Annotated in this window: 22 protein-coding genes and 2 pseudogenes; 7 read left to right on the top strand and 17 right to left on the bottom strand. The window is 43.7% G+C overall.

The annotated features are described in order from the left end of the window. Nucleotides 1-2 precede the first annotated feature (2 nt). A complete protein-coding gene (locus tag D1814_RS11485; protein ID WP_118492361.1) occupies nucleotides 3-452 on the top strand; it encodes a hypothetical protein in 450 nt (149 codons plus the stop codon). Between the two features lie 881 nt (nucleotides 453-1333). On the opposite strand, the pseudogene D1814_RS11475 reads toward D1814_RS11485, so the two are convergent. Continuing rightward, nucleotides 1334-2375 (bottom strand): annotated as a pseudogene (locus D1814_RS11475) (IS110 family transposase). 198 nt (nucleotides 2376-2573) lie between these two features. Here D1814_RS11475 and D1814_RS11470 point away from each other — a divergent pair. After that, the gene (locus D1814_RS11470) at nucleotides 2574-3083 is read left to right on the top strand and encodes a GIY-YIG nuclease family protein (protein ID WP_118492357.1); all 510 of its coding nucleotides are present in this window, start codon (nucleotides 2574-2576) and stop codon (nucleotides 3081-3083) included. Nucleotides 3084-3132: 49 nt separating this feature from the next. Here the strand turns inward: D1814_RS11470 and D1814_RS11465 are convergent. Continuing rightward, a pseudogene (locus D1814_RS11465) lies at nucleotides 3133-3318 on the bottom strand (transposase); the annotation flags it as partial. 119 nt (nucleotides 3319-3437) lie between these two features. Here D1814_RS11465 and D1814_RS11460 point away from each other — a divergent pair. Beyond that, nucleotides 3438-3716, top strand: a complete 279-nt coding sequence (locus D1814_RS11460) for a type II toxin-antitoxin system RelE/ParE family toxin (RefSeq protein ID WP_118492355.1) — start codon at nucleotides 3438-3440, stop codon at nucleotides 3714-3716. Then, nucleotides 3716-4012, top strand: coding sequence for a HigA family addiction module antitoxin (locus D1814_RS11455; RefSeq protein WP_118492353.1), 297 nt, complete (start codon nucleotides 3716-3718; stop codon nucleotides 4010-4012). The genes D1814_RS11460 and D1814_RS11455 overlap by 1 nt, the downstream gene beginning before the upstream one ends. Nucleotides 4013-4235: 223 nt before the next feature. On the opposite strand, the gene D1814_RS19600 is transcribed toward D1814_RS11455, so the two are convergent. Continuing rightward, nucleotides 4236-4343: a toxin-antitoxin system HicB family antitoxin gene (locus D1814_RS19600; RefSeq protein ID WP_232368869.1), complete on the bottom strand. Its 108-nt coding sequence runs from the start codon at nucleotides 4341-4343 to the stop codon at nucleotides 4236-4238. A 16-nt stretch (nucleotides 4344-4359) separates the two neighbouring features. Next, a complete protein-coding gene (locus tag D1814_RS11445; RefSeq protein WP_232368868.1) occupies nucleotides 4360-4650 on the bottom strand; it encodes a putative toxin-antitoxin system toxin component, PIN family in 291 nt (96 codons plus the stop codon). Between the two features lie 452 nt (nucleotides 4651-5102). Between D1814_RS11445 and D1814_RS11440 the strand changes: the two genes are divergently transcribed. Then, the gene (locus tag D1814_RS11440) at nucleotides 5103-8258 is read left to right on the top strand and encodes a bifunctional diguanylate cyclase/phosphodiesterase (protein ID WP_118492351.1); all 3156 of its coding nucleotides are present in this window, start codon (nucleotides 5103-5105) and stop codon (nucleotides 8256-8258) included. A gap of 48 nt (nucleotides 8259-8306) precedes the next feature. Here D1814_RS11440 and D1814_RS11435 read toward each other — a convergent pair whose 3' ends face one another. The 6 genes from D1814_RS11435 to D1814_RS11410 all read right to left on the bottom strand — a co-directional run bounded on the left by D1814_RS11435 (nucleotide 8307) and on the right by D1814_RS11410 (nucleotide 14796). Then, nucleotides 8307-8996, bottom strand: coding sequence for an HAD family hydrolase (locus D1814_RS11435; RefSeq protein WP_118492349.1), 690 nt, complete (start codon nucleotides 8994-8996; stop codon nucleotides 8307-8309). Between the two features lie 228 nt (nucleotides 8997-9224). Then, nucleotides 9225-10265, bottom strand: a complete 1041-nt coding sequence (locus D1814_RS11430; protein ID WP_118492347.1) for an ABC transporter ATP-binding protein — start codon at nucleotides 10263-10265, stop codon at nucleotides 9225-9227. A 12-nt stretch (nucleotides 10266-10277) separates the two neighbouring features. After that, a complete protein-coding gene (locus tag D1814_RS11425; RefSeq protein ID WP_118492345.1) occupies nucleotides 10278-11108 on the bottom strand; it encodes a carbohydrate ABC transporter permease in 831 nt (276 codons plus the stop codon). A gap of 3 nt (nucleotides 11109-11111) precedes the next feature. Then, entirely contained in the window at nucleotides 11112-11984 is an 873-nt protein-coding gene (locus D1814_RS11420; protein ID WP_118492343.1) for a carbohydrate ABC transporter permease, read from the bottom strand. Between the two features lie 67 nt (nucleotides 11985-12051). Next, entirely contained in the window at nucleotides 12052-13359 is a 1308-nt protein-coding gene (locus tag D1814_RS11415; protein WP_118492341.1) for an ABC transporter substrate-binding protein, read from the bottom strand. A 162-nt stretch (nucleotides 13360-13521) separates the two neighbouring features. Further along, nucleotides 13522-14796 (bottom strand): hypothetical protein, encoded by a 1275-nt coding sequence (locus D1814_RS11410; protein ID WP_118495374.1) that lies wholly within the window; start codon nucleotides 14794-14796, stop codon nucleotides 13522-13524. A gap of 667 nt (nucleotides 14797-15463) precedes the next feature. On the opposite strand from D1814_RS11410, the gene D1814_RS11405 reads away from it, so the two are divergent. Then, nucleotides 15464-16492, top strand: a complete 1029-nt coding sequence (locus tag D1814_RS11405) for an alpha/beta fold hydrolase (RefSeq protein WP_118492339.1) — start codon at nucleotides 15464-15466, stop codon at nucleotides 16490-16492. Here D1814_RS11405 and D1814_RS11400 read toward each other — a convergent pair. Genes D1814_RS11400 through manD form a run of 4 tightly spaced genes read right to left on the bottom strand, consistent with a single transcriptional unit; the run spans nucleotide 16458 to nucleotide 21552 of the window. Next, nucleotides 16458-17369, bottom strand: a complete 912-nt coding sequence (locus tag D1814_RS11400; RefSeq protein WP_232368867.1) for a hypothetical protein — start codon at nucleotides 17367-17369, stop codon at nucleotides 16458-16460. The genes D1814_RS11405 and D1814_RS11400 overlap by 35 nt on opposite strands. 15 nt (nucleotides 17370-17384) lie before the next feature. Then, nucleotides 17385-19151 carry a sodium:solute symporter family transporter gene (locus D1814_RS11395; protein WP_118492337.1) on the bottom strand — a complete coding sequence of 589 codons (1767 nt, stop codon included), beginning with the start codon at nucleotides 19149-19151 and terminating at the stop codon, nucleotides 17385-17387. A 9-nt stretch (nucleotides 19152-19160) separates the two neighbouring features. Then, nucleotides 19161-20303 (bottom strand): Gfo/Idh/MocA family protein, encoded by a 1143-nt coding sequence (locus tag D1814_RS11390; RefSeq protein ID WP_118492335.1) that lies wholly within the window; start codon nucleotides 20301-20303, stop codon nucleotides 19161-19163. 31 nt (nucleotides 20304-20334) lie between these two features. Continuing rightward, nucleotides 20335-21552 carry a D-mannonate dehydratase ManD gene (manD, locus tag D1814_RS11385; RefSeq protein WP_118492333.1) on the bottom strand — a complete coding sequence of 406 codons (1218 nt, stop codon included), beginning with the start codon at nucleotides 21550-21552 and terminating at the stop codon, nucleotides 20335-20337. A gap of 207 nt (nucleotides 21553-21759) precedes the next feature. Here manD and D1814_RS11380 point away from each other — a divergent pair, with 207 nt between their 5' ends. After that, nucleotides 21760-22770 (top strand): LacI family DNA-binding transcriptional regulator, encoded by a 1011-nt coding sequence (locus D1814_RS11380; RefSeq protein WP_118495372.1) that lies wholly within the window; start codon nucleotides 21760-21762, stop codon nucleotides 22768-22770. A gap of 44 nt (nucleotides 22771-22814) precedes the next feature. Here D1814_RS11380 and D1814_RS11375 read toward each other — a convergent pair whose 3' ends face one another. The 3 genes from D1814_RS11375 to D1814_RS11365 form a co-directional block, all read right to left on the bottom strand. Continuing rightward, nucleotides 22815-24086, bottom strand: a complete 1272-nt coding sequence (locus D1814_RS11375; protein WP_118492331.1) for a beta-propeller fold lactonase family protein — start codon at nucleotides 24084-24086, stop codon at nucleotides 22815-22817. Between the two features lie 165 nt (nucleotides 24087-24251). Next, a complete protein-coding gene (gene pedF, locus D1814_RS11370; protein ID WP_118492328.1) occupies nucleotides 24252-24749 on the bottom strand; it encodes a cytochrome c-550 PedF in 498 nt (165 codons plus the stop codon). A gap of 295 nt (nucleotides 24750-25044) precedes the next feature. Further along, complete coding sequence (locus tag D1814_RS11365) at nucleotides 25045-26832, bottom strand: PQQ-dependent methanol/ethanol family dehydrogenase (RefSeq protein WP_183037600.1); 1788 nt, start codon at nucleotides 26830-26832, stop codon at nucleotides 25045-25047. Nucleotides 26833-26995 lie beyond the last annotated feature (163 nt).

Here is a 26995-nt window from a genome sequence, read left to right as displayed (position 1 = left end):
TTATGAAAAATGTTGTTTTAGCGTTTATCTTTTTACTCGCTGGTTGCACTACCACAACCTCGCACACTACATCTACATTCTCAGATCCGATGGACATAATAAAGGCCGCTGCAGATTCAGCGCCCAAAGGTGTTCTTGGTCAATACACTCTTCAAATAGTCGCAACTGGTAGCCAAGGGCAATATGTCTATTTAAATACTGAAAAAGACTATCGCGATCAGAGAGCAGTAACCGTCGCTTTACACCCAAAAGTAATTGCACAATTATCAGCTAAATATGGGATGCCGCCGCAGGAATATTTCTTAAATAAAGCAATAGTAGTTAATGGTAAGGCTCAGCGGGTTAAGATTGCATTTTTATCAGACGGCAAACCTACTGGTAAATATTATTACCAAACACATGTAAGGGTAATGGACATATCGCAACTGAAGGTTGTGGACGAACATGCCTAACAAAAAAATCAAGTTCGCCCGCTGCGCGGGCTGGGACGCAAACATGTGGGCTGCTCACTTCGTTCGGATTTTAGCCCACATATCTGCGCCCGTTATTTAAAAGTTATACGCTACTGGAATTATTAATTAATGAGTACTAAACAAGGAATAGTTCTGTTATTAATAGCTGCATCAATAGCTGTATTAACCGCTTTCGCTCACCTATCCTGCATCTTTTTGGGGCCCCAGTGCTTTGAGACTCAAATGGCTCCAGTAAGCGTAATTGAATCGGCTAAAGCAGGAACACTTTTGGCACCGCTGGGTACGATCGTGGTTTCGGCAATATTTATCGTTTTTGGCTGTTACGCTCTGTCGGGCGCTACACTCATTCGTAGGCTTCCGTTACTCAGCTTTGGCATATATGCAATTGCTGCTGCGTGTATTATACGTGGCATTTTGCCAATTCAACTCTGGATGAGGCACCCAAACAAGGTAACTGACACGGTTTTGATTGTGGGTGTTGTATGGCTACTTGTTGGGCTATGCTATCTCTTTGGGTACAAGGCAATTAATGGCAAACGCGTATAACACATATAGAGGCGCTTGTTGTTGCTCTTTTCAATTCCTTTTGACTGGCAACGGCACTAGACATTCATCGGTTAACCTTCCTCTGTCCTATTCAAACCTAAGTGGCTGCATTGACCAGTTAGTATCAGGTTCAGTGAAGGTGTAAGCAAATTCGTAAAAAGGTAGAGATGCGCAACAGTGACATGTCTAATCAAACCAACAGGTTTTGGTATATCGGTATATTTATCGATGCTGCTTTTTTGCAGAGTACTGCGCGATAAAAAAGATACTCACCATTAAACCAGTTAGACGTTTAAGTCATGCCACCGTGCGACTTACCCGTTTAAAAAGCGTTCTTCATCGAATACCTGCTGGTTCTTCAACATAAAACAAGTACATCGCCCGATTTTATGAGCAAGTGCTGATAAAGCCTTCGCCTTGCTCATTCTCTTTTGAAGCTTGGCTAGATACCGTTTCGCGTTGTCATTACCTTTAAAGTACAACACTGCTGCTCACTAAATGCCCATTTTAAATGAGCATTGCCAATCTTATTTCCCTGCGTACCGTGTGTTTTACTGGCCGACTCAGCTTTACATTTTACTAACCGTGAATACGAAGCAAACTTCTGAACTGATGGAAACCGTTTAATATCGCCAATTTCATACAAAATGGTGAGGGCTAGAATTTTCCCGATACCTGGAAACGATTTTAAAATATGTAAATCTGTTGCACAGTGTGTTTGTGCCTGAGTCTTTACATAATGTTCAATCTTGTAGAGCTCACTCACCATGGTTTCGATAATATTTAGGTTTAAATCCATGCTCTTTTGCACTGCTTCGTCTGGAAAAAAGTGGCGCATCTTTTCTCTATCAGGTGAGTTTCTTAAAGCTAACCGCGTTTCTAAAGCGGGTAAGTTGTATTGGCTGACTGTGCTAGCAACATGCGCTTTCAGCTGAGCACTCATTCTCATTATGTGGGTTCTACGGCGAAGTGCATCTCGAATCGAGCGATGCTCCTTTGAATAAGCATGCGCGAGAGGAAAGTTTCCTCCTCGCATTAGCTTCGCTATCTTTAGCGCGTCTATTTTATCGTTTTACCTGCATGAATCGCTTTCATGTTCAGCGCGTGGCCAAGGATGAAATCAATATTGTGTTCTTGACAGAAGTCAGAGACCCTATACCAGCAGTGCATACATTCCACTCCAATAACAATATTGCCCAGATATGGCTTTAGAAGCGCTAACAGTTTATCGGGTGAATCATCTATTTTTTCGTGAACAAAGATGTTGTTTTCATTATCAATAATGCAGACGTAAAGCAGTCTTGTGTGAAGATCGATTCCACAATAGTACGGATGTGTATTAGTATAAAAGTTCATTGAGTTTTCTCCCTTGGTTTGGTCGCCTATTAGGATAAACTCAGTTTATGCTGATAGGGAGGAGGCTCAATGATTATCAAGCCACTCAAGGCTCTCGCTACGTTCGCTGGGACGCAAACTCAGGGCCGCTTCGCGACTATAGCCCCGAGCCTGCGCCCCAAAGCTTAGTGTTAGGCCCCAGATTGACATGGAGGTAATATGGAAAAAGAAGATATCAGGCGTGCTGTAATTAAATTGCTCAGACAAGGCCTGGAATCAAACGTAATTGCGTCAAAATTAAATATTCAGCCTCGGGTCGTTTGGGGTATTAAATCTCACTTCAGTGCAGGCAAGTATGGAGACCCTCCCTCAGAGAAAAAGTCAATAAAGCAATTTTCGGAATGCCCATCTTGGGCTTATCTTATAATTGCAGACGACGGATTGGTCTATCTAGGTGCAACTAACAACCTTAAAAAGAGAATACAAAGCCATAACTCTCCTCTGAACACTGGGTTTACAAAAGGAAGGAAGTGGCATTTATTGGCCGCTAAAAAGTTTAATACACGAAGGGGTGGTTTTAAGTATGAGAGCGAACTAAAGGCCTCACCTTACAAAAAAAGATCATGGAAAATAGACTCAATAGAACGGGCAAAATTAATAGGTCGTAGATTTGGTTACAAGTTCGATCCACTATTATGGCTTCCAGAAGGAGCCCATACAAAGCGCTAAACACGTTCCCTTCGGTCACTGGGACAGTAACGCAGCGGCGCTTCGCGATTATGGCGTCTAATTGACGTTTACCGCCTGATGATTGTTCACTAGGCACTAAACCTAAATACGCCATGAGTTTTCTAGGATGGTCGAAGCGATGTAAATCACCGAGCTCCGTCACTACACCAACGGCAACTAGCAAGCGAACACCGCGCATTGCCTGTATGGCCTTCATCACAGGATAATAACGCCACTGGCTTTTTGAGCTAACCCACGAAAATGCGGAGGCTAGCATTTCTCAGGGAGTCATTGTGTCTATACGCGTCGAAAATTCCATTGGCAAATCGTAACCTGTAAGGTTACAATCAATAAATGATTAAGAGTTTTATACATAAAGGCCTTCAGAAGTTTTACGCTAAAGGAATCACATCAGGAATTCAGAAGAAGCATGAAAATAAGCTTCGTCTGATTCTGTCCAACCTCGATCAAGCTGAAACGCCTGATGACATGGATTTGCCCGGCCTTTATATGCATAAACTCAAAGGTAACAGAAATGATATTTGGTCTGTCAGAGTGAGTGGTAACTGGAGAGTTACATATCGCTTTGTAGGGCGAGATGTTGAAATCGTTAACTACGAGGATTATCACTAATGAATATGCATAACCCAGCGCATCCCGGTGAGATACTCAAAGATCTTGTTATTGATGCTCTAGAGCTCACCATCACTGATGTCGCGCAGCATTTAGATGTTAGCCGTAAAACATTGTCAAAAGTTCTTAATTGCAAAGGAGCCATCACGCCAGAGATGGCACTTCGTCTAGAGTTGGTCTTTGGAAAGCCTTCAGCTGCCCATTGGCTACGTTTGCAAAATGCTTTTGATTTATGGCAAACGCGGCAACATCAAAGTTCTTTACATGTCTCACCTTATAACTTGGCGGCGGTATAAAGGCGCGTATAACAATCACATTAAATCGCTTCGCTTGGACAGTAACACGTGGGCTCTGTCGCTTCGCTTGGTATTGTAGCCTACGTGTTTTTGCCCGTTATGCGGGTGATAGCTGCCAAAATGTGAATCAAGCTTATCTAGAAGTTCTAAACCTTTCTCTTTGTCTCCAGTAGCAGCAATCGCCCTAAATCTTACCTCAGTATCTAATTCAGCTATCGCTTGTTTAGGACAACCCTTCTATTGATTTATTTAAGCTCAGCTTTTTATGCGCAGCCAAAGCCTTCAATCGATTATGCTTATCGTCTGGTAAACGTACAGTTAGAGTAGACATATTAAACTCCTCTCAACTAATCTTCTGGCGCTAACACTTTCAAATCGTCAAATTGTAATTCCGCATTTCGCAGACCTTTTAGGTTATTTGTAATAATGCTCTCGGCATTACCTGCTACTGCAAGTTCAATGAGAAAATTATCGCTTTCGTCTTTTAAATTTGGTCGCCACAAATAATGTATCTGCACCCATTCGCAAACACTAAAAAATGCTGCTAATAACTCGTTCACTTCGTCCTCGGTTAGCGGGCACAACTCTTTGATTTTGTCTCGCTTGCTTACTGCCTCGTATCCCAAAAACAAGGTCATGCTAATCAGCGGCTTTAACCTACCCAACAAGCATTGCCGTATCACTTCTCGGGCTGGCCCTTATTTTTATAAGTATAATGTACTTCAAAATTACAGTGCTATAAGCTGAAGCAAAGCCTCGCAAGAGGCTTTGTTTGTTTTAAATCGTGATGTTCCACTTTTACGTGGTTTTTAGCCATGGATATTAGCCCTATGCCCCTGATAGGTAGCACTCGCTAAAAGAGAATAGCTGATGGCGTTATTTTTTGAAGAAAGCCATTACCTACAAAAGTTGCGTTCCCTTTACTTAAACTGATCATATTATCTTTAATAACCGTTCTATAATACTTTTACTATACTGGCATTAGCTGCTAATAATTGAGCGCACGTATAATCTTTTTGGAAAGTTGTGAATATCGAAAATCACCGATGTTCGCCAAACTACACAGCTTAAATGGATTTAAACGAATTACATGCCGCAACTTTTTCAGACACTACAGGCAAGAGTTATTATTCTTATTTTGCTGATTGCCATACCCGGCTTTATTGGCATTTTTTACAATACATACGTGGAAAGAGAACAGGCAATAAAGGCTGCAGTCAGCCGAGCAGTGAATACCACAAAAACACATTCGAAGATACAAGCCAACCTTATTGAGGAAACGCGACATTTCCTTAAAAATCTAGCGCAATTCGATGCAGTGCAGCAGCCCAGTTCACAACGGTGTAGTCAGTTCCTTTCGAATGTGCTTAAAGTCAACAGTAATTATGTCAATCTAGGTGTACCAAGCGCAGATGGTGAATTGTTATGTAATGCGCGAAACTTAAAGCGCTCGGTAAACGTTTACGACCGCCCTTATATACAACAAGCCGTCGCCACCCGTAAATTCTCAATCAGTGAATTTCAAATAGACCGGGCAATGAATTTAACTAGTATTAACTTTGCCTACCCCGTCATTAATCCGAATCAAGGCAATGTAGTCGGTTTGGTTGTAGCTGTTATATCACTCGAGTGGTGGAGCGAAATACTTTCAGAGTCTTACCTGCCCGATGATACCGTTGCATTTATAACTGATAGTGAAAACAAAATTGTAGCAGCATTCCCTGCTAGACAAGAACTGATAGGCACTCCATTAGAGATAAAGGGAAATAAGAGCGAGTATACAAACACAACATTAGATAATACTGTTTTTCTAAGCGAAGACCCTTATCAACGCGTTTATGTCACACACCCGCTATTTGATGATGGACAGCATATCAACATCACCATTGGTATTCCTCTGAAAAACACGTTCGAAACAATTGATACTAGGTTAATGACAACCACCCTTATATTGGCGTTGATCGTTTTATTTTTCGTCGGTGTTTCAGTATGGCTAATTAGAAAAAACGTTTTAATCCCCATAAAAACTCTTTTGAAGTCGACTACAGCGCTGGCTGAAGGTAAAGAGGTTGATGAGACATCAACTAAGGGAAGTATAGAGCTAAAAAAACTACAACAACGTTTTGCACAGATGGCTAGAACGCGCCTAGATGCAGAAAAGCAGCTTCTTGAGAGTCAAAACTCACTGCAGGCAAGTCGAGATATCTTAGCAAGTCATATTGAAAATACGCCTTTAGGGTGCGTAACTTGGGATACAGACTTTATCTGCACTGATTGGAACAAATCGGCTGAATTGATCTTTGGCTATAGTAAGGAAGAAGCTATAGGTAAACATGCTTCAGAACTTGTGGTTCCAGTTGAACTACGCCATGAAATCAACGACGTATTCGAAATACTAGTTGAAGGCAAGAAAACCGTGCGTAAGGTAAACGATAATCTCACTCGATTGTTCGAAACAATCACTTGCGAATGGTACAGCACGCCTATTTTGGACTTCTCTGGTAAAGTAATTAGCGTCGTTTCATTAGTTCAAGACATAACTGTAAATAAACGCTTAGAAGATAAATTAAAATTATCAGCCAGCGTATTCTCTCACGCCAGAGAGGGCATCTTTATTACTGATAGTGAATCAAATATTATTGATGTAAACAAAACCTTTGAAGATATAACCGGCTACTCTAGAAGCGAAGTATTAGGCAATAAGCCCAGCATGTTTAAATCTGGAAAGCAGTCTCCGGAATTTTACGAGAACCTTTGGAAGTCAATTATCAATGACGGCTATTGGGCGGGAGAGGTATGGAATAAGAGAAAAAACAACGAAATATATGCCCAGTTATTAACGGTTAGTGCTGTAAAAGACGATGACGGCACAATTAAAAACTATATTGCCATTTTTAGCGATATCTCCGAAACAAAAGAACAACAATATCGTCTTGAGCAAATGGCTCATTACGATGTCCTGACTAATTTGCCTAACCGCACTCTGCTCGCTGAACGTCTAGATAGCGCCCTTACGCAATGTAAGACAAATAAAAATTACGCCGCTGTTGTCTTGCTTGATTTAGATGGGTTCAAAAACGTAAACGATACCTTTGGACACAGTGTAGGAGACGAGCTACTTATTACATTGGCTCACCGCTTCAAAAGCACGCTAAACCAGGGAGATACCATTTCCCGTTTTGGTGGAGATGAATTTGTAGCAGTACTTACTAATTTAAAGCAAGCCCAAGACTTTATTCCTATTGTAAAAAACATGCTTAAAGCGGCTTCAACACCGGTTAAGTATGGAGAAAATGAACTTAAAGTTTCAGCAAGTATTGGATTAACCGTCTATCCTAGCGACGATACTGATGCTGAGCAGCTAATTAGACATGCTGATCAAGCCATGTACTTAGCAAAACAAAAAGGTAAAAACTGTTTTCACCTTTTCGATATTCAGTCAGAAGATGCGATTAAAACTCGCCACGGAACTGTTAAAAATATAGGTAGCGCGCTTAAAAACTATGAATTTGAACTTTACTACCAACCTAAAGTAAATATGCGCACGGGAGAGATTGTGGGCGCAGAAGCGTTGATTCGCTGGCAGCATCCAGTTCGCGGGCTTCTTTCTCCGGCAGAATTCTTACCTTTTATCGAGAATCATCCGCTGAGTATTGAAGTTGGGGAGTGGGTTATCGAAGAATCATTGCGGCAGCACCACAAGTGGAAGCAACTGGGCATAGACCTTAAAATCAGCGTAAATATTTCAGCATTGCAGATACAACAAAGAAATTTTCCCACTCGCCTGGCGCATTTACTGTCAAAAGTGCCGGAGACACCACCTAACGCAATACAGTTGGAAGTGCTCGAAACTAGCAAGCTTTCTAATATCAAAAAGGTGTCTGAAATTATGGCAGACTGCGTAGCGCTTGGCGTCACCTTCGCCATTGATGACTTTGGAACAGGTTACTCGTCTTTGACTTACCTAAGGCGACTGCCCGCTGAGGTGATTAAAATAGACCAATCATTCGTTCGCGATATGCTAGAAGACTTGGAAGATAAAACGATTGTTATTGGTGTGATAGCCCTGGCTAATTCATTCAATCGCAGTGTTATTGCTGAAGGTGTAGAAAGTATTGCTCACGGAACATCACTGTTAGCATTGAATTGTGAGCTAGCACAGGGGTTTGGAATTGCCCGCCCCATGCATGCCGACGCACTACCAAGCTGGATGAAGCAGTGGGAAACGAGCGAAGAGTGGAAGTAAGCTGTTGAAACAACGCATTACTTCAATGCATTACCTTCAGACGCTAGGTTAAACGTTAAACAACCTTGGGTAAAGTTCGGGTAGCTCTTTCCAGTGCGCGATCACGGGAACCCCTACAAACATACTAGGCTGCCCCTTTTCTAAATGACTTGCCCCCGTGTATTTCACTACCGACATTCCGGCACTTAATGCACCTTCAATACCTGCATCTGAATCCTCTATCACTAAACACTTTTCAGGCGATATCCCCATTTTCTCCGCTGCCAAAAGAAAGATATCGGGTGCCGGCTTTCCCCTTGACACTTCTGCGCTAGTAGTGACATGGCCATTAAAGATGCTATCTAATGCCGCAGTTTTTAAAGAAAATGTGACTCTCTCGGGGTGGCTACTGGTCGCAATACACTTGCTTACAGTGAGTCGCTGCAAAATAGCCTCTAAACCCGATGTTGGCATTAACTCTTCGGCGAATACGGCCAGTAGCGCAGTCAAATAATCATCCTTAAACGCTACGGAGAGGCTGATATTAAAATCTTCGGCTATTTGCGCTTTTGCAGAATCATAACTCTTACCTAAAAAGTGCCTATCGAAATAATCGCCATCTATTTTTACGCCAAGGTCATGTAGCATAGATATAAGTACGCGCTTGCACAAAATCTCACTGTCAATAAGTACTCCATCACAGTCAAAAATAACCAACTCTATATCGGCATTTGTTACTGTTGGCTTTTTCTGCTCCATTATAATTCCTTACTTGCCCTACCCACTGTTAGCGGGTATACCTTTCATACCTTGCTACGATCACTGACTAAATTGCGTTTTAAAACGTGTTACTTTTGTACTTTCTTTTAGGAGAACGGTAACCGCCTAAATGCAAAGAAGTACACTATTGGTTAATGTTGGCAACTCAATAGTGCACTTTAGATGTACTCGTTAAAGCCTTTACTTTCAACACCCTAAAAAATGCAGCTAAGCGGCCGAAGACGACGCTTTTTCCCCCCACGACAACTCGGGGATTGTTACGCCATCTTTGTCGAAGTGCATAATTTTTTCCTCGGCAGCCGTTAAGTTAATGGTGTCGCCGTAAGCGACTTTACAATCGCCATCAGCTTTCACTGTTAGCGTACCGACACCGTCAACATGAACATGTAAGAAAGTCTCAGAGCCTAAGTGTTCAATAACTCCAACTCTGCCAGTCCACAGTCCTTTCTCTTCGTTAATTCTAAAGTGCTCTGGACGAACACCCAAGCTGCACGTTGGGTCGCCCGCTTTAGCATCTACGCTAATAAAGTTCATTTTTGGTGAGCCGATAAAGCCTGCCACGAATTGGTTTACTGGCTTTTGATAAAGCTCTAAAGGCGTACCTACTTGTTCGATAATACCGCCATTAAATACCGCAATTCGGTCGGCCATGGTCATGGCTTCAACCTGGTCGTGAGTAACATAAATCATAGTGGTATCTAAGCTTTTATGAAGCTCAGATATTTCAAGGCGCATGTTCACGCGAAGTGACGCATCTAGGTTCGACAGTGGCTCATCAAACAAGAACGCTGAAGGCTGGCGTACTATAGCACGTCCGATAGCAACACGCTGGCGCTGTCCGCCCGAAAGCTGACCCGGTTTGCGGTCAAGATAATCAGTCAGGTTTAGCATTTTCGCCGCTTTTTCAATCTTCTGTTCAATGATTGCTGGGGCTACTTTCGCCTGCTTTAGCGGAAATGCAATATTGTTACGCACCGACATATGAGGATAAAGGGCGTAAGACTGAAACACCATTGCTAACCCACGCTGCGCTGGCGGCATGTCTGTCGCGTCCTGGTTATCAATTTCGATAGTACCGCTTGTGGTATCTTCAAGGCCCGCAATCATGCGAAGTAAGGTTGACTTACCGCAACCCGACGGCCCAACAAACACGATGAATTCACCATCTCGAATTTCTAAGTCCAGCGGCTTAATCACGTTAACGTCGCCGAAGCTTTTTGTAACTTGTTTTAAGGTAATACTTCCCATTTTGAAGCTCTCCTATTTAACTGCGCCGAAGCTTAAGCCGCGCACTAACTGTTTCTGACTAAACCAACCAAGAATAAGAATTGGTACCACGGCCATCACGGAGGCAGCCGATAGTTTTGCGTAAAATAACCCCTCAGGGCTTGAGTAACTGGCAATAAATGCGGTTAAAGGCGCTGCGTTAGCCGCGGTAAGAATAAGTGTCCAGAATGCCTCGTTCCACGCCAAGATAACGTTCAACAGTAAAGTTGACGCAATACCCGGCAGCGCTATCGGCAGCAGCACCTGAAAGATCTCTTGTTTTATTCCAGCGCCATCCATACGTGCCGCTTCTAAGATTTCATTAGGGATTTCTCTAAAGTAGGTATAAAGCATCCATACCATGATAGGCAGGTTGATAAGCGTCATTACAATGACCAAACCAATGCGTGTATCTAGTAATCCAAAATCGCGAAATAGCAGATAGATAGGAATTAACACACCCACCGGTGGAAGCATCTTGGTAGAGAGCATCCACATAAGCAGGTTCTTTGTGCGCTTAGTTTGAACGAAGGCCATAGACCAAGCAGCTGGGATTGCAATAAGCAGCCCAAGAAGACTAGCCCCAAGCGAAATCACAACCGAGTTCATAAAATGGTCGAAATAAGGAGAGCGAGAAAGCACCTCTACATAGTTCTCCAGCGTCCAATCGAACATAAACAAACTAGGCGAAGCAGAAATGGCTTCTGACTCCGTTTTAAAGCTTGTAATAATCGTCCAAAGAATAGGGAAGAAAATCATCCCGCTTACTGTCCACGCCGCAAGGGTGTAGATAAGTTTTGATTTATTCGTATCTTTAATCGCCATTACTTATCCCTCTAAGTTCTTGCCAATAAGGCGCATTAGGAAAATAGCGACTATGTTGGCAATGACCACTGCCACAATGCCGCCTGCAGAACCACCGCCTACATCAAACTGAAGAAGCGACTGGGTATAAATAAGGTAAGTAATATTGGTCGATGAATATCCAGGGCCACCGCTGGTCGTTACTAAAATTTCAGCGAAAATCGATAGCAAGAAAATCGTTTCAATTAAAATTACTGCCGTAACCGCGCGAGAAAGGTGAGGTAACACGATATATACAAACTTGCTCCATGGACCGGCACCGTCAAGGTCTGCCGCTTCTAGTTGCTCTCGGTCAAGCGATTGAATAGCAGTAAGTAAAATCAGTGCAGCAAACGGTAGCCACTGCCACGACACAATGATAATTATTGATAGCAAAGGCAGTTCAGCAAAAAAGTCGATAGGGGTTACGCCAATGAACTCAGCGAAGTGAGCAAACAGACCATTTACTGGGTTCATGAACATGTTTTTCCATACCAGCGCCGATACTGTAGGCATAACAAAAAACGGTGCAAGCACCATTATGCGTACATAGTTTCGTCCCCATATTGCCTGGTCTAATAAAACCGCTAAGCCAATTCCGCCACAAATAGTGATAAACAACACACCGCCTACCAGCAGCAGGGTGTTAAAAAATGACTCGATAAACGCGGGGTCAGTTAAAAAGAACTCGTAGTTGAGAAAGCCGATAAATGCGTTATCGCCCGGCATTAGCAAGTTATAGTCTAATACCGAGAAATAAAGGGTCATGCATAGAGGCACGATCATCCATGCTAAAAGCAAAGAGACCGAAGGGAAAAGCATGATTTTGGCTAAAGTACGAGATTGTGTGGTCGCCATGACTAGCCCTCTTATAATTATTAAATGGGAAAATGCGATAGAGCACTTTCCCTATGGTTAACGCTGGTTATTTTGGGTAACGTGCTTTGCGCATAGCGCGTTCAACTAAACGCTGTGAGCTTTGCAGAGCTTGGTCTACCGTCATACGACCTGTTAGTGCTGCGCTAAACTGCTGACCTACCGCAGTGCCAATACCTTGGAACTCAGGAATTGCGACAAACTGAATACCTACGTAGGGTACAGGCTCTACTGTTGGATTTTTCGGATCTGCAGAATTAATTGAATCTAAAGTAATTTGTGCAAACGGCGCAGCTTCTAAATAAGCGTCGTTCTCATATAGTGAGGTACGTGTGCCCGGAGGGACATTCGCCCACCCTTTTTTGTCTGCAACTAAGTTTGAATAGCCCTTTGATGTTGCCCAGCTAATAAACTTCATCGCCGCATCGGTTTTCTTGCTGCTTGACGGGATAGCTAAAGTCCAAGCCCATAGCCAGTTTCCGCGTTTACCCAAACCGTTATCTGGCGCTAGCGCGAAGCCTACTTTGTCGGCAACTTCAGAATCTTTTTCGTTAGTTACAAAGCCTCCCGCTACTGTTGCATCAATCCACATGCCGCATTTGCCAGTTTGAAAGAGCGCTAAGTTTTCGTTAAAACCATTGGCTGATGAACCTGGAGGACCGTATTTTTCCATCACATCTACGTAGTACTCTAAGGTGTCTTTCCACGCTTTAGAATCGAACTGCGGCTTCCAATTTTCGTCGAACCAGCGAGCACCAAAAGAGTTAGACATTGACGTTAATAGCGCAATGTTTTCGCCCCACCCAGCTTTACCGCGAAGACAAATGCCGTATACCCCGGCGTCTTTATCGGTCATTGCTGCAGCAGCTTCTTTGATAAAGCTCCATGTAGGCGCTTTTGGCATTTCCAAGCCTGCTTTTTTCATTAGGTCGGTGCGATACATCACCATTGAACTTTCACCATAAAACGGCGCAGCATAAAGCTTGTCGTTTACTGAAAGACCGCTGCGAATAGCAGGTAATAAATCGTCAATATCGTAATCGTCACCTAGCCCGTTTAGCTCGGTCAGCCAACCTTGCTTGCCCCAAATCGGTACTTCATAGGTGCCTATCGTCATTACATCGTATTGCCCACCGCTAGTAGCAACGTCAGTAGTAACGCGCTGACGAAGAATGTTCTCTTCTAGCGTTACCCATTTAAGGTCAATATCAGGGTGCTGCTTTTCAAACTCGCTGCTAAGCGACTTCATAGTGATCATGTCGCCATTATTTACTGTAGCGATAGTGATAGTTTCTGCCTGCGCTGCCGCATTAATAGTTAGTGCGCTGGCTATAATTAAAGATAGTTTTTTTAACATCGGGTCTCTCCCCTTTGTACTCTTTTTAGATATGACTTTCCCCTCCCCGCCCAAATTGGGTTAACGCGGGGATAAGAAAATCAGAGGTATTAAAGTAAATTAGGTGGTTAGACAGCGAAGCAAATCAATGTCTAACCCTTTGTGCTAAAACTCGGCTTGCAATTAAAACTTAACTGAAATTTCAGATGTTAAACCGTCGAAACCAGCACCAATCTGACCACCAGAATTAACGCCTTCGTCTTGGTCTACGTATTCAACTTTCCAAAGGGTACGGTCGTTGATCCAATATCCCGCTGATACCTGTAGACGAGTAACTTCATTATCTGTTTGCTCAATAAGGTCTGACGTATTTTCAGATTCTGCATAACGTGCAGCAACATAGAGCTTCTCTGGAATAATGTACTGCTGTGCTTCTACCACCCAGTATTCAACTGACGAATCAGCTTCAATTACTTGGTTAGAATCGAACGTAGTACCGGTTGGGTCTAACACGCCTTCATTACCGAAGTAAGTGATACCTGCAACAGCATTACCGTCTACGTCTGCAAAGGTATAATCATCAGTTGCTTTACCTAGCATTAAAATAACGCTGGTTTGGTCGCTTGGCTGATACGCCAAGTTAAGCTGCATAATTGATTGATTAAGTCCAGGTAGTGCGCCTACGTGAGTATCACGTTCACTGGAGGCAGACGCAGAAAAGTTATAGTTTTCACCGTCACCAAAACGATAGTTGGTCGTGGTAACGCCATCTAAGCTGGCTAAACCATTTTCGAATACAAGTTGATCCCCTTGATTAGCATTGAAGAAGTTAAGTCCGGCTTTAAAACCACCCTCAAATTCCAAGGTACCTTGCAAGCGGTAGTTGTAGCCGCGATCTTCTTGGAAAGCTTCACCAAAGCTTGACGTAGTCATGTGACCGGCTACGTTGTATGAACGAAGAATGCCGCTATCAAAGGTTTCGGTGTAGCTTAGCTGAATACCGTTTTCGGCAGTGGCGTAGTCGTTAATGCCGTTACCGATAAGTGCGTTACCTTGGTTGTCCGCACCGTCTTGAAACCCTTTAAACTGGAAAGGAGAGGCACCTATGTTGCCCACGCGTAAAATAAGGTTAGCGTTTTCTTTTTCGTAGCCAGTCAAACCAAACATATCGAACTCAACGCCGGCGAAGTCTTGGTGAAATGAAAAGTCTCTGTCGCCGTTATTACCGAAGTCGTTAGGCTCTTCTGCAATATCAATATCAGCAGTAATGTTTTCGGTAATTTTGAACTTAAACATCAAGTTAACGCGCAGACGACCGAAACCATCAGACTGGGTTTCATCTTCTGGGCGGAACGCACCATCTTTGGCTTGGATAGCTTGATAATTCTGCATAGCTAAGAAGTTAACTTGCACTCTGCCATCAAGAAATTCATTGGGTTCACTAGGTGGTACATACATCGGCTTTTCTTGGCTTAGCTCTTGCGCCATACCTAACGTCGGTGCGGTGGCCGCCATTATAGCGGCAGCGATCAAACTCAAAGATGCTCGTTTCGAATACATCGTTGGATGCGCTACGTCTTTCGTTGTATTTAGTCCCATTGTGAACCCTCTTTTATTCTTTCGTAATTGTGTGGAGTGTAATTTTTGAAGAGTCTTCGTATCTTGGAGAAATCGGGAAAAACATCACTAAAACCCAAATGCTCACACAAAGATCAAATGCTCAACATGTGAGAATATGACCATTGTTTGTTATTCACGTCAACCAAAAATTTAACAAGTTTTTATCAATGCATGACACAAAGACAACAACACACTGATATATAAGAATATTAGTTCGTTAACTTTTATTATGGATTTTTTAAAATTAATAAAAAGTAAAATCACCTTTTACATAGACTTACCTTTAAAGGCTATCAAAATCGTAACATTTGATTATAAATAATGAACAAAAATAGAAGCTGCAATCAAAAGAACACAGTAAGAGCATTTGCACGAGACTAACGTAGGGGGGAAGTATCGCTGAATTTAGTACTGTTGTCGTATCTAGGCGAGGATGAGTGGGTAGATAAAACCGGGTATGCCATACTGAACTCGTTCCGATTTTGATCCGGCTAGAAGGTGATTTATGCTCAAAAATGTAAAGGTATTGCTAATTCATGGCATGCTGTCATTGCTACTCTTTTCACACGTCTCTCTTGCACTGGGAACCGACGCTAATTCGCTAGCTCGGCCCGCATTTGATAAACGCTTAAGCACGGTGGAATATCCATTCGATGTAAGAACATTTAGTTTCTCTTCACAGGGAATTGATCTTGAAATGGCTTATATTTTTTTGCCACCTGAAAAAGACAAGCCGGTTGTAACACTTTTTCACGGCAAAAATTTCAACGGCTCGTATTGGGAAAGTACAGCTCGTCTCCTGCAAAATCAGGGCTACGGCGTTCTTATTCCCGACCAAGTAGGCTTTGGAAAATCGTCTAAACCCACGCAATATCAATACAGTTTTGCCACGCTTGCGAACAATACGCGACAATTGATGCAGTTTTTAAACATCGAAAAAAGTATTATTGTTGGGCACTCCATGGGCGGCATGTTAGCTACGCGATTTGCATTGCTTTCCCCAGAAAGAAGCGAAAAGTTAATTTTGATAAATCCCATTGGTTTAGAGAATTACTTGCTGTATGAAAGTTACACCGACATTGAAACGGTCTACCAAAAAGAGCTTAAAAAAACGCCGGAAATGATCGTCAATTATCAAACGAAGAACTATTATGATGGAGCGTGGAACGACACCTATGCGAGCCATGCTGAGTTTTTGCGAGGGTGGATAAACGGTCCAGACAGGGAAACGCTAGCACGCGTTAATGCGCTGACCTACGATATGATATTTACACAGCCAGTTATTGAAGAGTTTGATGATTTAGCCCTGCCTACCACACTAATATTAGGTACTCGAGATCGCACTGCGCCTGGACGTGCAAACAAACATGACGACGTAAGTAGAGAATTGGGCCGCTACGATAAGTTGGGTAATGAAGTAAAAGCGCGTAATTCAAACATCCATGTTGTCGAATTAGAAGGGCTAGGTCACCTTCCTCATATTGAAGCTTTTGAGCGCTTTAAGGTGCCATTTTTAGACGCATTGCATGACTAATTTCTGCGTAGTCATTACTTTCTAAAAAACCGATGGTAAATTTCTGGGGCGCGTTTAGGTATTTTTCTTTGCCTTTGCGCCCAAATCCAAAGACGGTCATATAGGGTCGACTTGCATAAGTATCGGGCAAATCATCGTCTTCGTGACTGTATAGATAAATCACCCGGTTAAGCTTTTTATCACCAAATGTAATCCACTCAGGCGACGGTAAATCTCCGTCGAAAGGCGTGTTTATAGACTGGCGGGTATTGCTATTGCTGGTGTACCAAAAGTCACTACTATCCATTTCTCCGCCGGGCACTCCCTCGTACTGCACCCAGTAGTGATAGCCATCACTCACGTTTAGCATAGTAAAATCGCAACGGTCAGGATAAAAGTCCCACTGGGCTTTCCACTTTCCGTTTGACGAAATAAAGTGAATTTGTACATGGTCGGGTTTATTCACGATAACTTCACCCCTTGAAGGTGCTGTTGACGCGTTCATCGCGTGGAAAAAACTTCCATCTTGTTTGTGAACGGCATTCGGAAATCCACGGTACTCTCCTTTCCAGCCCGAACCTTTAATGTTGTTAAAACCAATCCAGTCAATGCCATCTTTGTCTAGCATACTGGATAAGCCGCCTCCTTCTCTTTCTAGGTAATAAGTAGCATTGGCTGTCGTAATAATATAAGCAGGTACATTCTCACCAGCGCTATGATCATACCCTTCTGTTAAGACAACAGAAGGCGTAGGCGGTAGCATTGCGCAAGCATTTAGACCACTTATTGAAACGGCTATAAGTACAGTTGAAAACCTTATCTTAATCCAACTCAACTCCAATACCAGCCCGTCAACGCCTAGCTTTCTACGCAGCACCCTATTTAAATATTTAAACATAGCTCATCCTTCACCTTACTGTGCATTTGCCGACGCAATCCGGGGCGTTGCACTTGCTTTCAATAAGTACCCGATAAGTACCATGACGCACGCACACAACAAAAACATAAGTCTTCCCCATAGCGGATTTGGGATCAGCATCATTGCAAGCATCCCTATACTCATCACCATTACCATAACGCCTAACTTGTGACGCTGCTTGCTGTCGTACTCATCTTGTTCAATATCGGAAACAACAGGGGTTTGTAAGTCTTCAAAGAAGTGATTGGTTTCTTCACGATGAGTATCATGTTCTGCCTTGTAGAAAAGCGAAGTTATGCAAAAGAAACCAGCGGTAATTATTAGGTGCGCGGCAATCATCATCATGAGCCCTACATCAATTGATTCCCTTCGCGTAAATGCCCTTTCCAAACCTATTATTTGAGCCAAGACATCCGCTGTAAAAACGTGAGTCATAAACCAAGATACACACAACCCTAACCCTACTGTCGCCCACGGTGCCCATTGCGGAGTTCTTCTAATAAATAACCCAAGAATGAGCGGAATGAGTAGTGGAACTTGTACCATGGTAGATACGTTCATCATTAACTCAAACAAGCTCAGTTCTTTTAAGGATTTAAAGAAAAGCGCTACCAGAATAACCAATATGCCGCTTATAAAACTTACCGTGCGGCTGACTTTGAGTAAGTGCTGGTCACTTACCAAGGTATTGCGTTTTTTCAATAAAGGCTGGTAGACACTTCTCACAAAAATACCCGCGTTCTTATTAAGTGCAGAATCCATGGATGACATAGAAGCGGCAAAAAGCCCAGCAAGCAACAAACCTACCGTTCCAATAGGCATAGCATTGCGGGTGAAAACCAGGTACACAGCATCGGCAGCTTTGTTGCCTAACTCAGCATAAGACGTTGCTGCATCTGGGTATAAAATGGCAGCAGCCCAAGGGGGTATAAACCAAACAATACTACCAATACCCATAAGTACCATTGCAAGTAACGCAGCTTTACGCGCGTTTACTGAATCTTTCGCATTAAGAAAGCGGAATGAATCGTTAAGATTCATTATGGTAATAAGTTGTTTAGCAAGAAAGAAAACAAAAGAGCCAATAAGAATTACGCCGTAGTTCATGTCGGGGCCCATGACGAAATCCACAGGGAAATCATTCACAAGCGCCACCGGACCACCCACTTTGACTAAGGCAACAATGGCGCATGCCACCGAAATAACCGCCACAATCAATGTTTGAACAAAATCAGAGGCAACAACACCCCACGCACCAGAAAGTACAGAAACAAAAAGAACAGTAAGACCCGTAGCAATTATGGTAAGGCTAATATCGGCACTAAAAACTGCACTGGAAAATACACCCAGCGCATTTAGCCAAACCCCCGCATTGATCATGCTAAAGACAATTAATGCCCACGAGAAAAACAGCTCATTTTGGGTACCGAAGCGACGCTTGATTCCTTCTGTGGGCGTATCTACACGCATTTGTCTGAACCGCGCAGAGAAATATAGCCACCCGCAAAAGTAGGCAAACGTGTTGGCAAAAAACACTAGGCTTATGGAAAATCCATCTGAAAACGCCTTTCCCGCGGCCCCAGTAAATGTCCAAGCAGAGAATTGCGCCATAAATGCAGTAGAGCCAACCATCCACCAAAGCATACGACCACCACCGCGAAAATAGTCACTGGTTGAGTTTTTCGCTAACGATTTAAACGCAAAGCCAATACCTAAAATAAGTGCAAAATAACCGGCAATGACAATGTATTCATAGACCATGTCAGCCTCCTAGACTAAGTGCTTCACGTCAACCCAGTTGTCGTTTTGTCTAATCAAATCGATAAGTTGCTGGTATTGAGCACCTTCTTTAAAGGTCTGATAAGTGACATCTTGCGTACCTTCAATGTCGGCAACAAGTTCGCGGATAAGGTATCGCCAATTACGCTCGGTATCCCCTTCACCTTCAGGGTTATTTTCAGCAATGTCGTTAGGCAGTGGCTGCTCGTTCCATTGCTGAGTATTCTGGTCGTAAAGATAAAGCGGTCCGCTGGCATAGTGCCCTTTAATGTAAATAGCGCCTTTGCTTCCGTAGATAACTACGTGATCTTCATTAAATCTAGGATGCAGCCCACCATGCTTGAAAAGTACAGAAACAGGCTTTGTTGCGCGCTCACTCTTTATCTGCGCTAGTACGGTATAACTCCATTCAACATTAGATTCTCCCCACTTAAGTGATGGGTCGTTAATATCTTCAGGAATAAAGTCTCTTCGTTTTTTGAAGTTGTGAACGCCCTCGACAATAGGCGCTTTACCGAGGTCATCTCGCACTTCGCCCATAATAGATAGAATTTCTTCGCCTAAAATAGAGGTTACGATGGATAACTTATGGGTAAAATTGTTATTCAGACGGCCGCCACCATCTTCTTTACGGTGAGACCAGCCAAAGGGAATATTGCGCTCTAAGTTGAAATGAGAAATACATTCGGCTTCTAAAGGTTCACCGATTTTACCTTCAGCCACTAGGCGTTTAGCAAAAAGAACATCCGGCATGTATCTGAAGCTGGCGGCAAAAGCCGTTTTTACCCCTTTCTTTTCTGCTAGTTTGTAAAGGCGAGTAGCTGACTCACCCGTTGTAGAAAGCGGTTTGTCACTAAAGACATGGCACCCCTTTTCGATAGCGCTGATAATCGCGCTTTCGTGCGCGCCGCCTGGTGTTGCTATTGACACTATATCTGGCTTACATACTTCTAACGCGTCATCCCAATCGGTACTGGCGTAAGGAATAGACAAGTTTTCAGCGACTTCTTTTACAACAGACTCTGTTCTTCCAACTATTCCTACAACTTCTGCCCCCGCATACCTAAAAGCTTCAGCGTGCCCCTGACCGGCAAACCCCGTACCTTGAATTAATACTTTTAGTGGCTTATTCATCGTTCGTTCCTCTCTCGCTCAATGTATATAGTTACCAGTTCCACACCGTGCCATCTTCTAATCTGCTAACCGGCAAGTAGGAGCGCTTATACGGATATTCGGCTACTGCTTCTTCGTTGAAATCTACGCCTAACCCCGGCCTGTCGGGGATAAACGCCATGCCGTCTTTAGCGGTAAACTCGTGTGAAAACAGTGTATTTAACGCTTCGTTGTCAAAACCGACAAACTCTTGAATACCGAAGTTTGGAGCATGTAAATTTAAATGCATGTGTGCAGCAAAACATATTGGGGACAAATCGGGCGCACCATGTGGTGCAGTCTTAACATTGTGCACGTTGGCAAAGTCACCAATACGACGCATACCGGTAATGCCCCCAGCATGGGTCGCGGCAGCGCGGATATAGTCAATGCGTTGTTCTTCAATAAGGGTTTTGCAATCCCAAAGCGTATTGTAGGTTTCGCCTATGGCTAGTGGTGTGGTGGTGTGTTGTCGAATGACATCGTAGCTTTTCTGGTTTTCAGCCATGGAAGCATCTTCTAAGAAAAGAAGGTTATAGGGCTCTAGTAATTTTCCGAGCCGTGCCGACTCGATAGGCGTAAGGCGACTATGCACGTCGTGCAACAGGTGAACATCATTGCCAAGTTTCTCACGCCCCTTAGCGAAGAGGGTTTCCACCATATCGAAGTATTTAGCGGTAGACCAAGTTTCTTCCGGGGGTAGAGGTCTGCTTCCTTGAAGTTCAAAGTAGTCTTTCTTATCGCCTAACACTCCATAAGTAACACTTAAACCAGGAATAGCAGATTGCAATCTAATAGCCTTGAAGCCATTGCTTACGAGTTCTTGGGCTTTTTCGAGGGTGCTATCTACATCTTCGCCACTAGCATGGGCATACAAACTCACCCCTTTTCGGCTTTTCCCGCCAAGCAATTGATAAACAGGTAAATTGGCAACCTTGCCCTTAATGTCCCACAACGCCATATCGATAGCCGCAATCGCCGCCATATTTACGGGGCCTCTACGCCAATACACTCCTTTATAAAGATACTGCCAAATATCTTCAATATCGTGGGCATCGCGCCCTATAAGACAAGGCGCGATATGCTCCTCTAGCATAGTGGCGACAGCCATTTCCCTGCCGTTCAATGTAGCGTCACCTACGCCATAAATACCACTTTCAGTAATAATTTTTACTGTGACGAAATTACGCCCAGGGCTACATACGAACACCTTTACCTGTTTAATTTTCACCCTGATCTCCTTATAAACTAATGCGTTTTTCAACCGTGTAGCAAACTCTTAAGCCTACCTATAGCTTCAACCTTACAATGCGTGCGAAGCGTATATCTCACACAAAACACGAAGATAAAACGTTTTAGTAAAACGTTTTAGTGGACGAAATTAGCATATGCAGGCACAATGTCAACATTGCATTAACATTTGGTTTTTGATTTTTTCATGCACAAAGCAAGACTTAAAGACGTTGCTAAACGAGCAAAAGTCTCAAACAGCACTGTGTCTCAATACTTAAACGGAAGATTCGACTATATGTCGAAAGAGACACAAGAACGCATAAAGGCGGCGGTTGAAGATCTTAATTACACCCCAAACCCTACAGCGCGCAATTTGAAGGGCAAACAAACGAAGATGGTTGGTATAGTAGTGCGCGATATTACAGGCTTTGATACCAGCCGGACGATAAGAGGTATCGACGATTACTGTAAAAAGTATGGATATAACGCCATTGTCTATAATACTGACTTTGATGCAGAAGAGGAAAAGCGGGCGCTAGAGAGTCTCAACGATATACGTGTAGATGGAATTATCATCGCGTCCTCAGGCAAAAATGAATCACTGATAAAAAACTACGATAAAAAAGGGCTTCCTATTGTTCACTTTCAGCTAGAGCACGACGGTAGCGAAAAGCGCTTAGTTACCTCTGATCACTGGCAAGCAGCGTATGATGCAACACGTTACCTTATATCTCTCGGGCACAAACAGATATGTTTCGTTACGCAAACTTATAACGACGTACTATCTAGAAAGGCTCGCTTTGATGGCTATAAAGCGGCATTGACAGCAAACAATATTGAATTTAACAGCGACTTAATTTTGTATTGGGATCGCAATAAAGGCTTTGAAACGTCTCCGGTTTCACAATTAGAAAGAGAAAATGCACCTACCGCTTTTTTCTCTCAGCATTTAGCAATCACAACTGAGCTTTTGACAGAATTTAACGAACATAAGGTATCTATACCTGAAGATGTATCACTTATCGGCTTCGATGAAATACCCATGGCAAAATTTTTTAGTGTGCCAGTATCGGTAGTGAAACAAGAGCCTTACCAAGTAGGACAAGAAGCTGCTAAGCTATTGCTAAACAGCCTTAAATCACTGGAAACGGAAAGTAAAAGAGTAAGAGTGAACTGCACGCTAACCAAACGGGCTTCGTGCGCACCGCCGAAATAAAAAACATCTGGTTCTTAATGCATAATATGGACGTTGTAAGGGCGTTAGTTAACGCCCTTAAATACCAGTTTTTGAACACGTCTACCGGTATTTACTTCTGTTGTGTACAGGTTTCCTTCGCTGTCGGTGTCTATGCTATGAAGCCAAATAAATTGACCTGGGTAGCGACCGTTTTTACCTATCGAGCCTAGCTTTTCATGAGATTTTCTGTCGTAAATCCAAATACGCCCATTCATCATGTCGGCAACGTACAAGTATTTTCCATCGGGTGAAAATGCCACGTCAGTTGCTGTGCCTAGACCGCCGGTTTCTGGGCGTACAGCAAAGTTTTTCACGAAGCGGATATCACCGCTTTTTTCCCGTTTAAATATTTGAAGGCGGTTGTTTCGACGGTCACATACATAGATAAACCCGTCGCTGTCTTGATTTATACAATGCACGATATTCCCAAATAAGGGGTTTTCTGGGTCTATACCCTGCTTTTGCGGCTGGGTAGCTTGGGACTGGTCGAAATCGCCTTCTCGAGTGGGCCCCAATGGTTTTTCTCCATAAGCACCGAGTACCTGAGCCGCCTTCTCTTTCTCAACATCGAAGCTAGCAATGCGAGCATTGATATAGCCATCGGCAATCACTAACTCGTCGTGATTACTGTCCATGAACATATCTGCGGGATTACCCAACGTGTGCAGGTCCATGTTGCCCTTGGTCTGCCCTCGCCTACCTATGCCTTTTACAAACTCGCCCTCAAAAGTAAAGCCTACAGACACATGATCATCTTTACCGTTCCCGGCCAGCCAAACGGTGTCATTATCATCGACGAATAGACCGTGTACATTTACCGGCCATTGGTTTACACCGTCTATCGTGGGCGCATTGCTTTCACCACCCCATGCAGTAGCTACCCTACCGTCGGGTGTAAAACGGATAACATGGGGAGCAGGTTCACAACACACCGCAGTGGGGGGCGTTGTAGCAAGGCCTGTATCAGTTTTGCCAAGAGAGTTGGGACGCTGCAATATCCAGATATGGTCGTATTTATCAATAGCGAGACCAGACACCTGCCCGAGCATCCAAGTTTCGGGCAACGATGGCCAGCTCGCATCAACGCTAAATCGAGGCAGAGGCTTGTTATCTATCGGATAGGTAGCTATTGGGATAAGTGGCTTTTTAATTGTTAATAATGCAGCGCTTTTTAATGTATCTGCACCTTCTGTTGAAGACGTAACTTGTTGTGTATTAGCAAAAGTTAAACTGCTAAAAGCGAATGCAGCGATTATTGTTGTGGCATAAATTGAACAGGCAAGTATCTTGATCATTAGGTTTCCAAATAAAGAAGGAATGCCAAACGGTAAACACCATGCTGCTAAGCAACCGAGGTTATTGCAATAAAAAGCGTTAATTTGTATGGTTTTTGCGCTAAAAAAGAAAAATGCCGGGTAACTCGACGTTAACCCGGCGAAAAAGGCGTAACAGACGTCGCCCTAATCTGCTTCTATCTCACCCTCTTCAATGGCCACAACGCGACGTGCTTCAACGTAAGTCTTTATAGCCCAAAGTGTCTCTTGATCTAAGATAGGATCGGTTTGCCCTTCCGGAATGCCTCCAAGTGCAGGCATGCCTTTCGCCGAGCCAAAACGCAGGCGCTCAACGAACCATTCGTCGTCTTCAAAACTTTCAGGGTCGAGTTCACGAAGGTCTGGGTTTATTCCGCCAGACTGCGCGTGTAAGCCGTGACAGCCTGCACAGTTATTCGCATAGGCTGACTCACCAAATTTGATAACTTTCGTTTTGGTTTCTTCATCAAGGCTGCGATAAGGGTTTTCAAATACCCAGCCATTTTCAGACTCATCGCCATCAGTAATTGGTGGCATAGCTGAACTATCTGCTCCTTGAGGGATAACATTTCCGTGTGCAAGCACGGGGGCAGACAAGCCAGTTACCACGAGTGCAGCAAACAACATCGATATTTTTGTTTTCATAATTCATACATCCTCAAAAGACTATGAATTAAGTATACGTACAAGGAAATAAGGGGTAACACTACTTTGGTTTTGAAAGGCTCCTCCTTTGGTAGGAGGCCACAATGATAGCCATCGAAAGCGCTAGCCTTACACTTGGTGCTTCAACGTCAGTGCTAAAGTCAAAGTCGAAATAACGCCCATAAGAATGATGAAGCCTTATCTTGCCAACGGGTGAATGAATATAAGACGAAAAAAAGGCCAGCGCACATAGGCGCTGGCCATGTATTAATCACTATTTATCGCTCAGCTAAGGTTAGTTTTTTGCCACCTGCTGATAGCGCTTGGGCAATTTAAACGTCCACACGGTGCCGCCTTGGTTGAAGTGCTTCACGCGTTTTGCAACTTCACCGCCCCATAATGGTACTGCGCCGCCCCATCCAGATAGTACAGAGATGTACTGCTCACCATCCATTTCCCATGTCACTGGAGAGCCAACAATACCTGAGCCAGTTTGGAACTTGTAGACTATTTCACCGGTTTTGTCGTCAAAGGCCATAAGATAACCTTCAGGATTACCGGTCCAAACCAAACCACCACCTGTGGTTAACACCCCGCCCCATAGTGGAGAGAAGTTATTATAGCGCCAAACGGTTTCACCTGTTTTAGGGTCAATCGCTTTAAGGACGCCGATAAAGTCTTCATTCACTGATTTAATGGTGAAACCGGCCCCTAGGTACGCTGCACCTTTCTTGTAAGAGGTAGGCTCGTTCCAGATATCCATTTCCCATTCGTTTGAAGGCACATAGAAGAGTTCAGTATCCTTTGAATAGGCCATTGGCATCCAGTTTTTACCACCTAAGAAAGCAGGACGCGCAACGACCTGTGCGCCTTGTTTACCATCAGTAGATTGTGCCGGACTTCCTGGCCGATTCGCTTCAACGTAGATAGGTCGGCCTTTTTCATCCAGTCCCTTTGCCCAGTTCAATTTGTCAACAAACGGGAAGCCGCGAATAAAGTCACCGTTTTCGCGGTTAAGGACATAGAAGAAGCCGTTTCTGTCGGCGGTTGCCGCCGCTTTCACGGTTTTACCGCTTTCTTCGTAATCAAACGAGATAAGCTCGTTAACGCCATCGAAGTCCCAGCCATCGTGTGGTGTGGTTTGGAAGTGCCACACAATCTTTCCTGTATTAGGGTCGATTGCTAAGCGCGACGACGAGAAGTAGTTATCGCCAGGACGTAAATGGGAGTTCCACGGTGCAGGGTTACCCGTACCGAAGAATAGCAAGCCTGTATCTGAGTCGTAAGTACCACCTAGCCACGTTGCTGCACCACCGGTTTTCCATAAATCAGCAGGCCATGTTTTACCTGGCGCGCCACCTGAAATACCATTTTCGGTTTTCTTACCGTCTTTCCATAAGTACCCCATGTGCCCTTCAACGGTAGGTCTAACCCATAGCTGTTTGCCAGACTTCGCGTCGTAAGCATACACTTTACCGACGATACCGAATTCACCACCGGAAATCCCTGTAATGACTTTTCCGTCAACTACAATAGGCGCTGCAGTAATGGCGTAGCCCGCTCGATAATCTTCAACTTTTTTCTTCCAAACGGTTTTGCCCGTGTCTTTGTCCAGTGCTACTAACTTGGCGTCCAAGGTGCCAAAAATGACCAGATTATCGTAAAGCGCAACGCCACGGTTTATCACATCACAGCAAGGCATAATACCGTCTGGTAAACGCGCCTCGTATTGCCATAACTCTTCTCCGGTTCGCGCATCTATGGCCCACACCCGAGAATAAGAACCGGTTACATACATAACACCATCTTTTACCATTGGCTGCGATTCTTGCCCCCGCTGCTTTTCACCACCTAAAGAGAATGCCCACACAGGGCGTACTTCCTCTACTGTATCGCGGTTAATCGCGGTTAACGGGCTATAGCGCTGAGCTTTCAAGCCCATACCATACGTCACTACGTCGTCAGTGGTAACGTGGTCATTTTGAATATCTTTGTCAGTGACAACAGCATGGACAGGAGTTAACGCACTTGCACATACCAGCATAGATAGAGCAAGTTTTTTAATTGGCATATTATTATTCATAACGGTTCCTAGTTGCATGTAGGCCATAAATGGTCTGTTTCAGACTATTTGTTAGGATTAGCATAGCTAGGGGGGATGTCGATGCCTATGCAACAGCGGAGTGATTTGACTCCTCCTTTAGGAGGAGGAATGAAGGGCTATTTTCCCTTTTGTTTAACGCCTC

Origin of the sequence: Alteromonas sp. BL110, from assembly GCF_003443615.1 — a bacterium.
Taxonomy (GTDB): Bacteria; Pseudomonadota; Gammaproteobacteria; order Enterobacterales; family Alteromonadaceae; genus Alteromonas.
Note: the sequence above shows the minus strand (reverse complement) of the source record. Positions and strands in the feature narration are given on the sequence as shown.

What these genes read in the sequence shown, in the direction of transcription:
- D1814_RS11425 (WP_118492345.1), bottom strand. Translation starts at nt 11,108, where the DNA reads ATGGCGATTAAAGATACGAATAAATCAAAACTTATCTACACCCTTGCG.
- pedF (WP_118492328.1), bottom strand. Translation starts at nt 24,749, where the DNA reads ATGAAAACAAAAATATCGATGTTGTTTGCTGCACTCGTGGTAACTGGC.
- D1814_RS11405 (WP_118492339.1), top strand. Translation starts at nt 15,464, where the DNA reads ATGCTCAAAAATGTAAAGGTATTGCTAATTCATGGCATGCTGTCATTG.
- D1814_RS11420 (WP_118492343.1), bottom strand. Translation starts at nt 11,984, where the DNA reads ATGGCGACCACACAATCTCGTACTTTAGCCAAAATCATGCTTTTCCCT.
- D1814_RS19600 (WP_232368869.1), bottom strand. Translation starts at nt 4,343, where the DNA reads ATGTCTACTCTAACTGTACGTTTACCAGACGATAAGCATAATCGATTG.
- D1814_RS11415 (WP_118492341.1), bottom strand. Translation starts at nt 13,359, where the DNA reads ATGTTAAAAAAACTATCTTTAATTATAGCCAGCGCACTAACTATTAAT.
- D1814_RS11485 (WP_118492361.1), top strand. Translation starts at nt 3, where the DNA reads ATGAAAAATGTTGTTTTAGCGTTTATCTTTTTACTCGCTGGTTGCACT.
- D1814_RS11445 (WP_232368868.1), bottom strand. Translation starts at nt 4,650, where the DNA reads ATGACCTTGTTTTTGGGATACGAGGCAGTAAGCAAGCGAGACAAAATC.
- D1814_RS11470 (WP_118492357.1), top strand. Translation starts at nt 2,574, where the DNA reads ATGGAAAAAGAAGATATCAGGCGTGCTGTAATTAAATTGCTCAGACAA.
- D1814_RS11400 (WP_232368867.1), bottom strand. Translation starts at nt 17,369, where the DNA reads ATGTTTAAATATTTAAATAGGGTGCTGCGTAGAAAGCTAGGCGTTGAC.
- D1814_RS11430 (WP_118492347.1), bottom strand. Translation starts at nt 10,265, where the DNA reads ATGGGAAGTATTACCTTAAAACAAGTTACAAAAAGCTTCGGCGACGTT.
- D1814_RS11375 (WP_118492331.1), bottom strand. Translation starts at nt 24,086, where the DNA reads ATGATCAAGATACTTGCCTGTTCAATTTATGCCACAACAATAATCGCT.
- D1814_RS11440 (WP_118492351.1), top strand. Translation starts at nt 5,103, where the DNA reads ATGCCGCAACTTTTTCAGACACTACAGGCAAGAGTTATTATTCTTATT.
- D1814_RS11390 (WP_118492335.1), bottom strand. Translation starts at nt 20,303, where the DNA reads ATGAATAAGCCACTAAAAGTATTAATTCAAGGTACGGGGTTTGCCGGT.
- D1814_RS11410 (WP_118495374.1), bottom strand. Translation starts at nt 14,796, where the DNA reads ATGTATGTACCACCTAGTGAACCCAATGAATTTCTTGATGGCAGAGTG.
- D1814_RS11455 (WP_118492353.1), top strand. Translation starts at nt 3,716, where the DNA reads ATGAATATGCATAACCCAGCGCATCCCGGTGAGATACTCAAAGATCTT.
- D1814_RS11435 (WP_118492349.1), bottom strand. Translation starts at nt 8,996, where the DNA reads ATGGAGCAGAAAAAGCCAACAGTAACAAATGCCGATATAGAGTTGGTT.
- D1814_RS11395 (WP_118492337.1), bottom strand. Translation starts at nt 19,151, where the DNA reads ATGGTCTATGAATACATTGTCATTGCCGGTTATTTTGCACTTATTTTA.
- D1814_RS11460 (WP_118492355.1), top strand. Translation starts at nt 3,438, where the DNA reads ATGATTAAGAGTTTTATACATAAAGGCCTTCAGAAGTTTTACGCTAAA.
- D1814_RS11380 (WP_118495372.1), top strand. Translation starts at nt 21,760, where the DNA reads ATGCACAAAGCAAGACTTAAAGACGTTGCTAAACGAGCAAAAGTCTCA.
- D1814_RS11365 (WP_183037600.1), bottom strand. Translation starts at nt 26,832, where the DNA reads ATGAATAATAATATGCCAATTAAAAAACTTGCTCTATCTATGCTGGTA.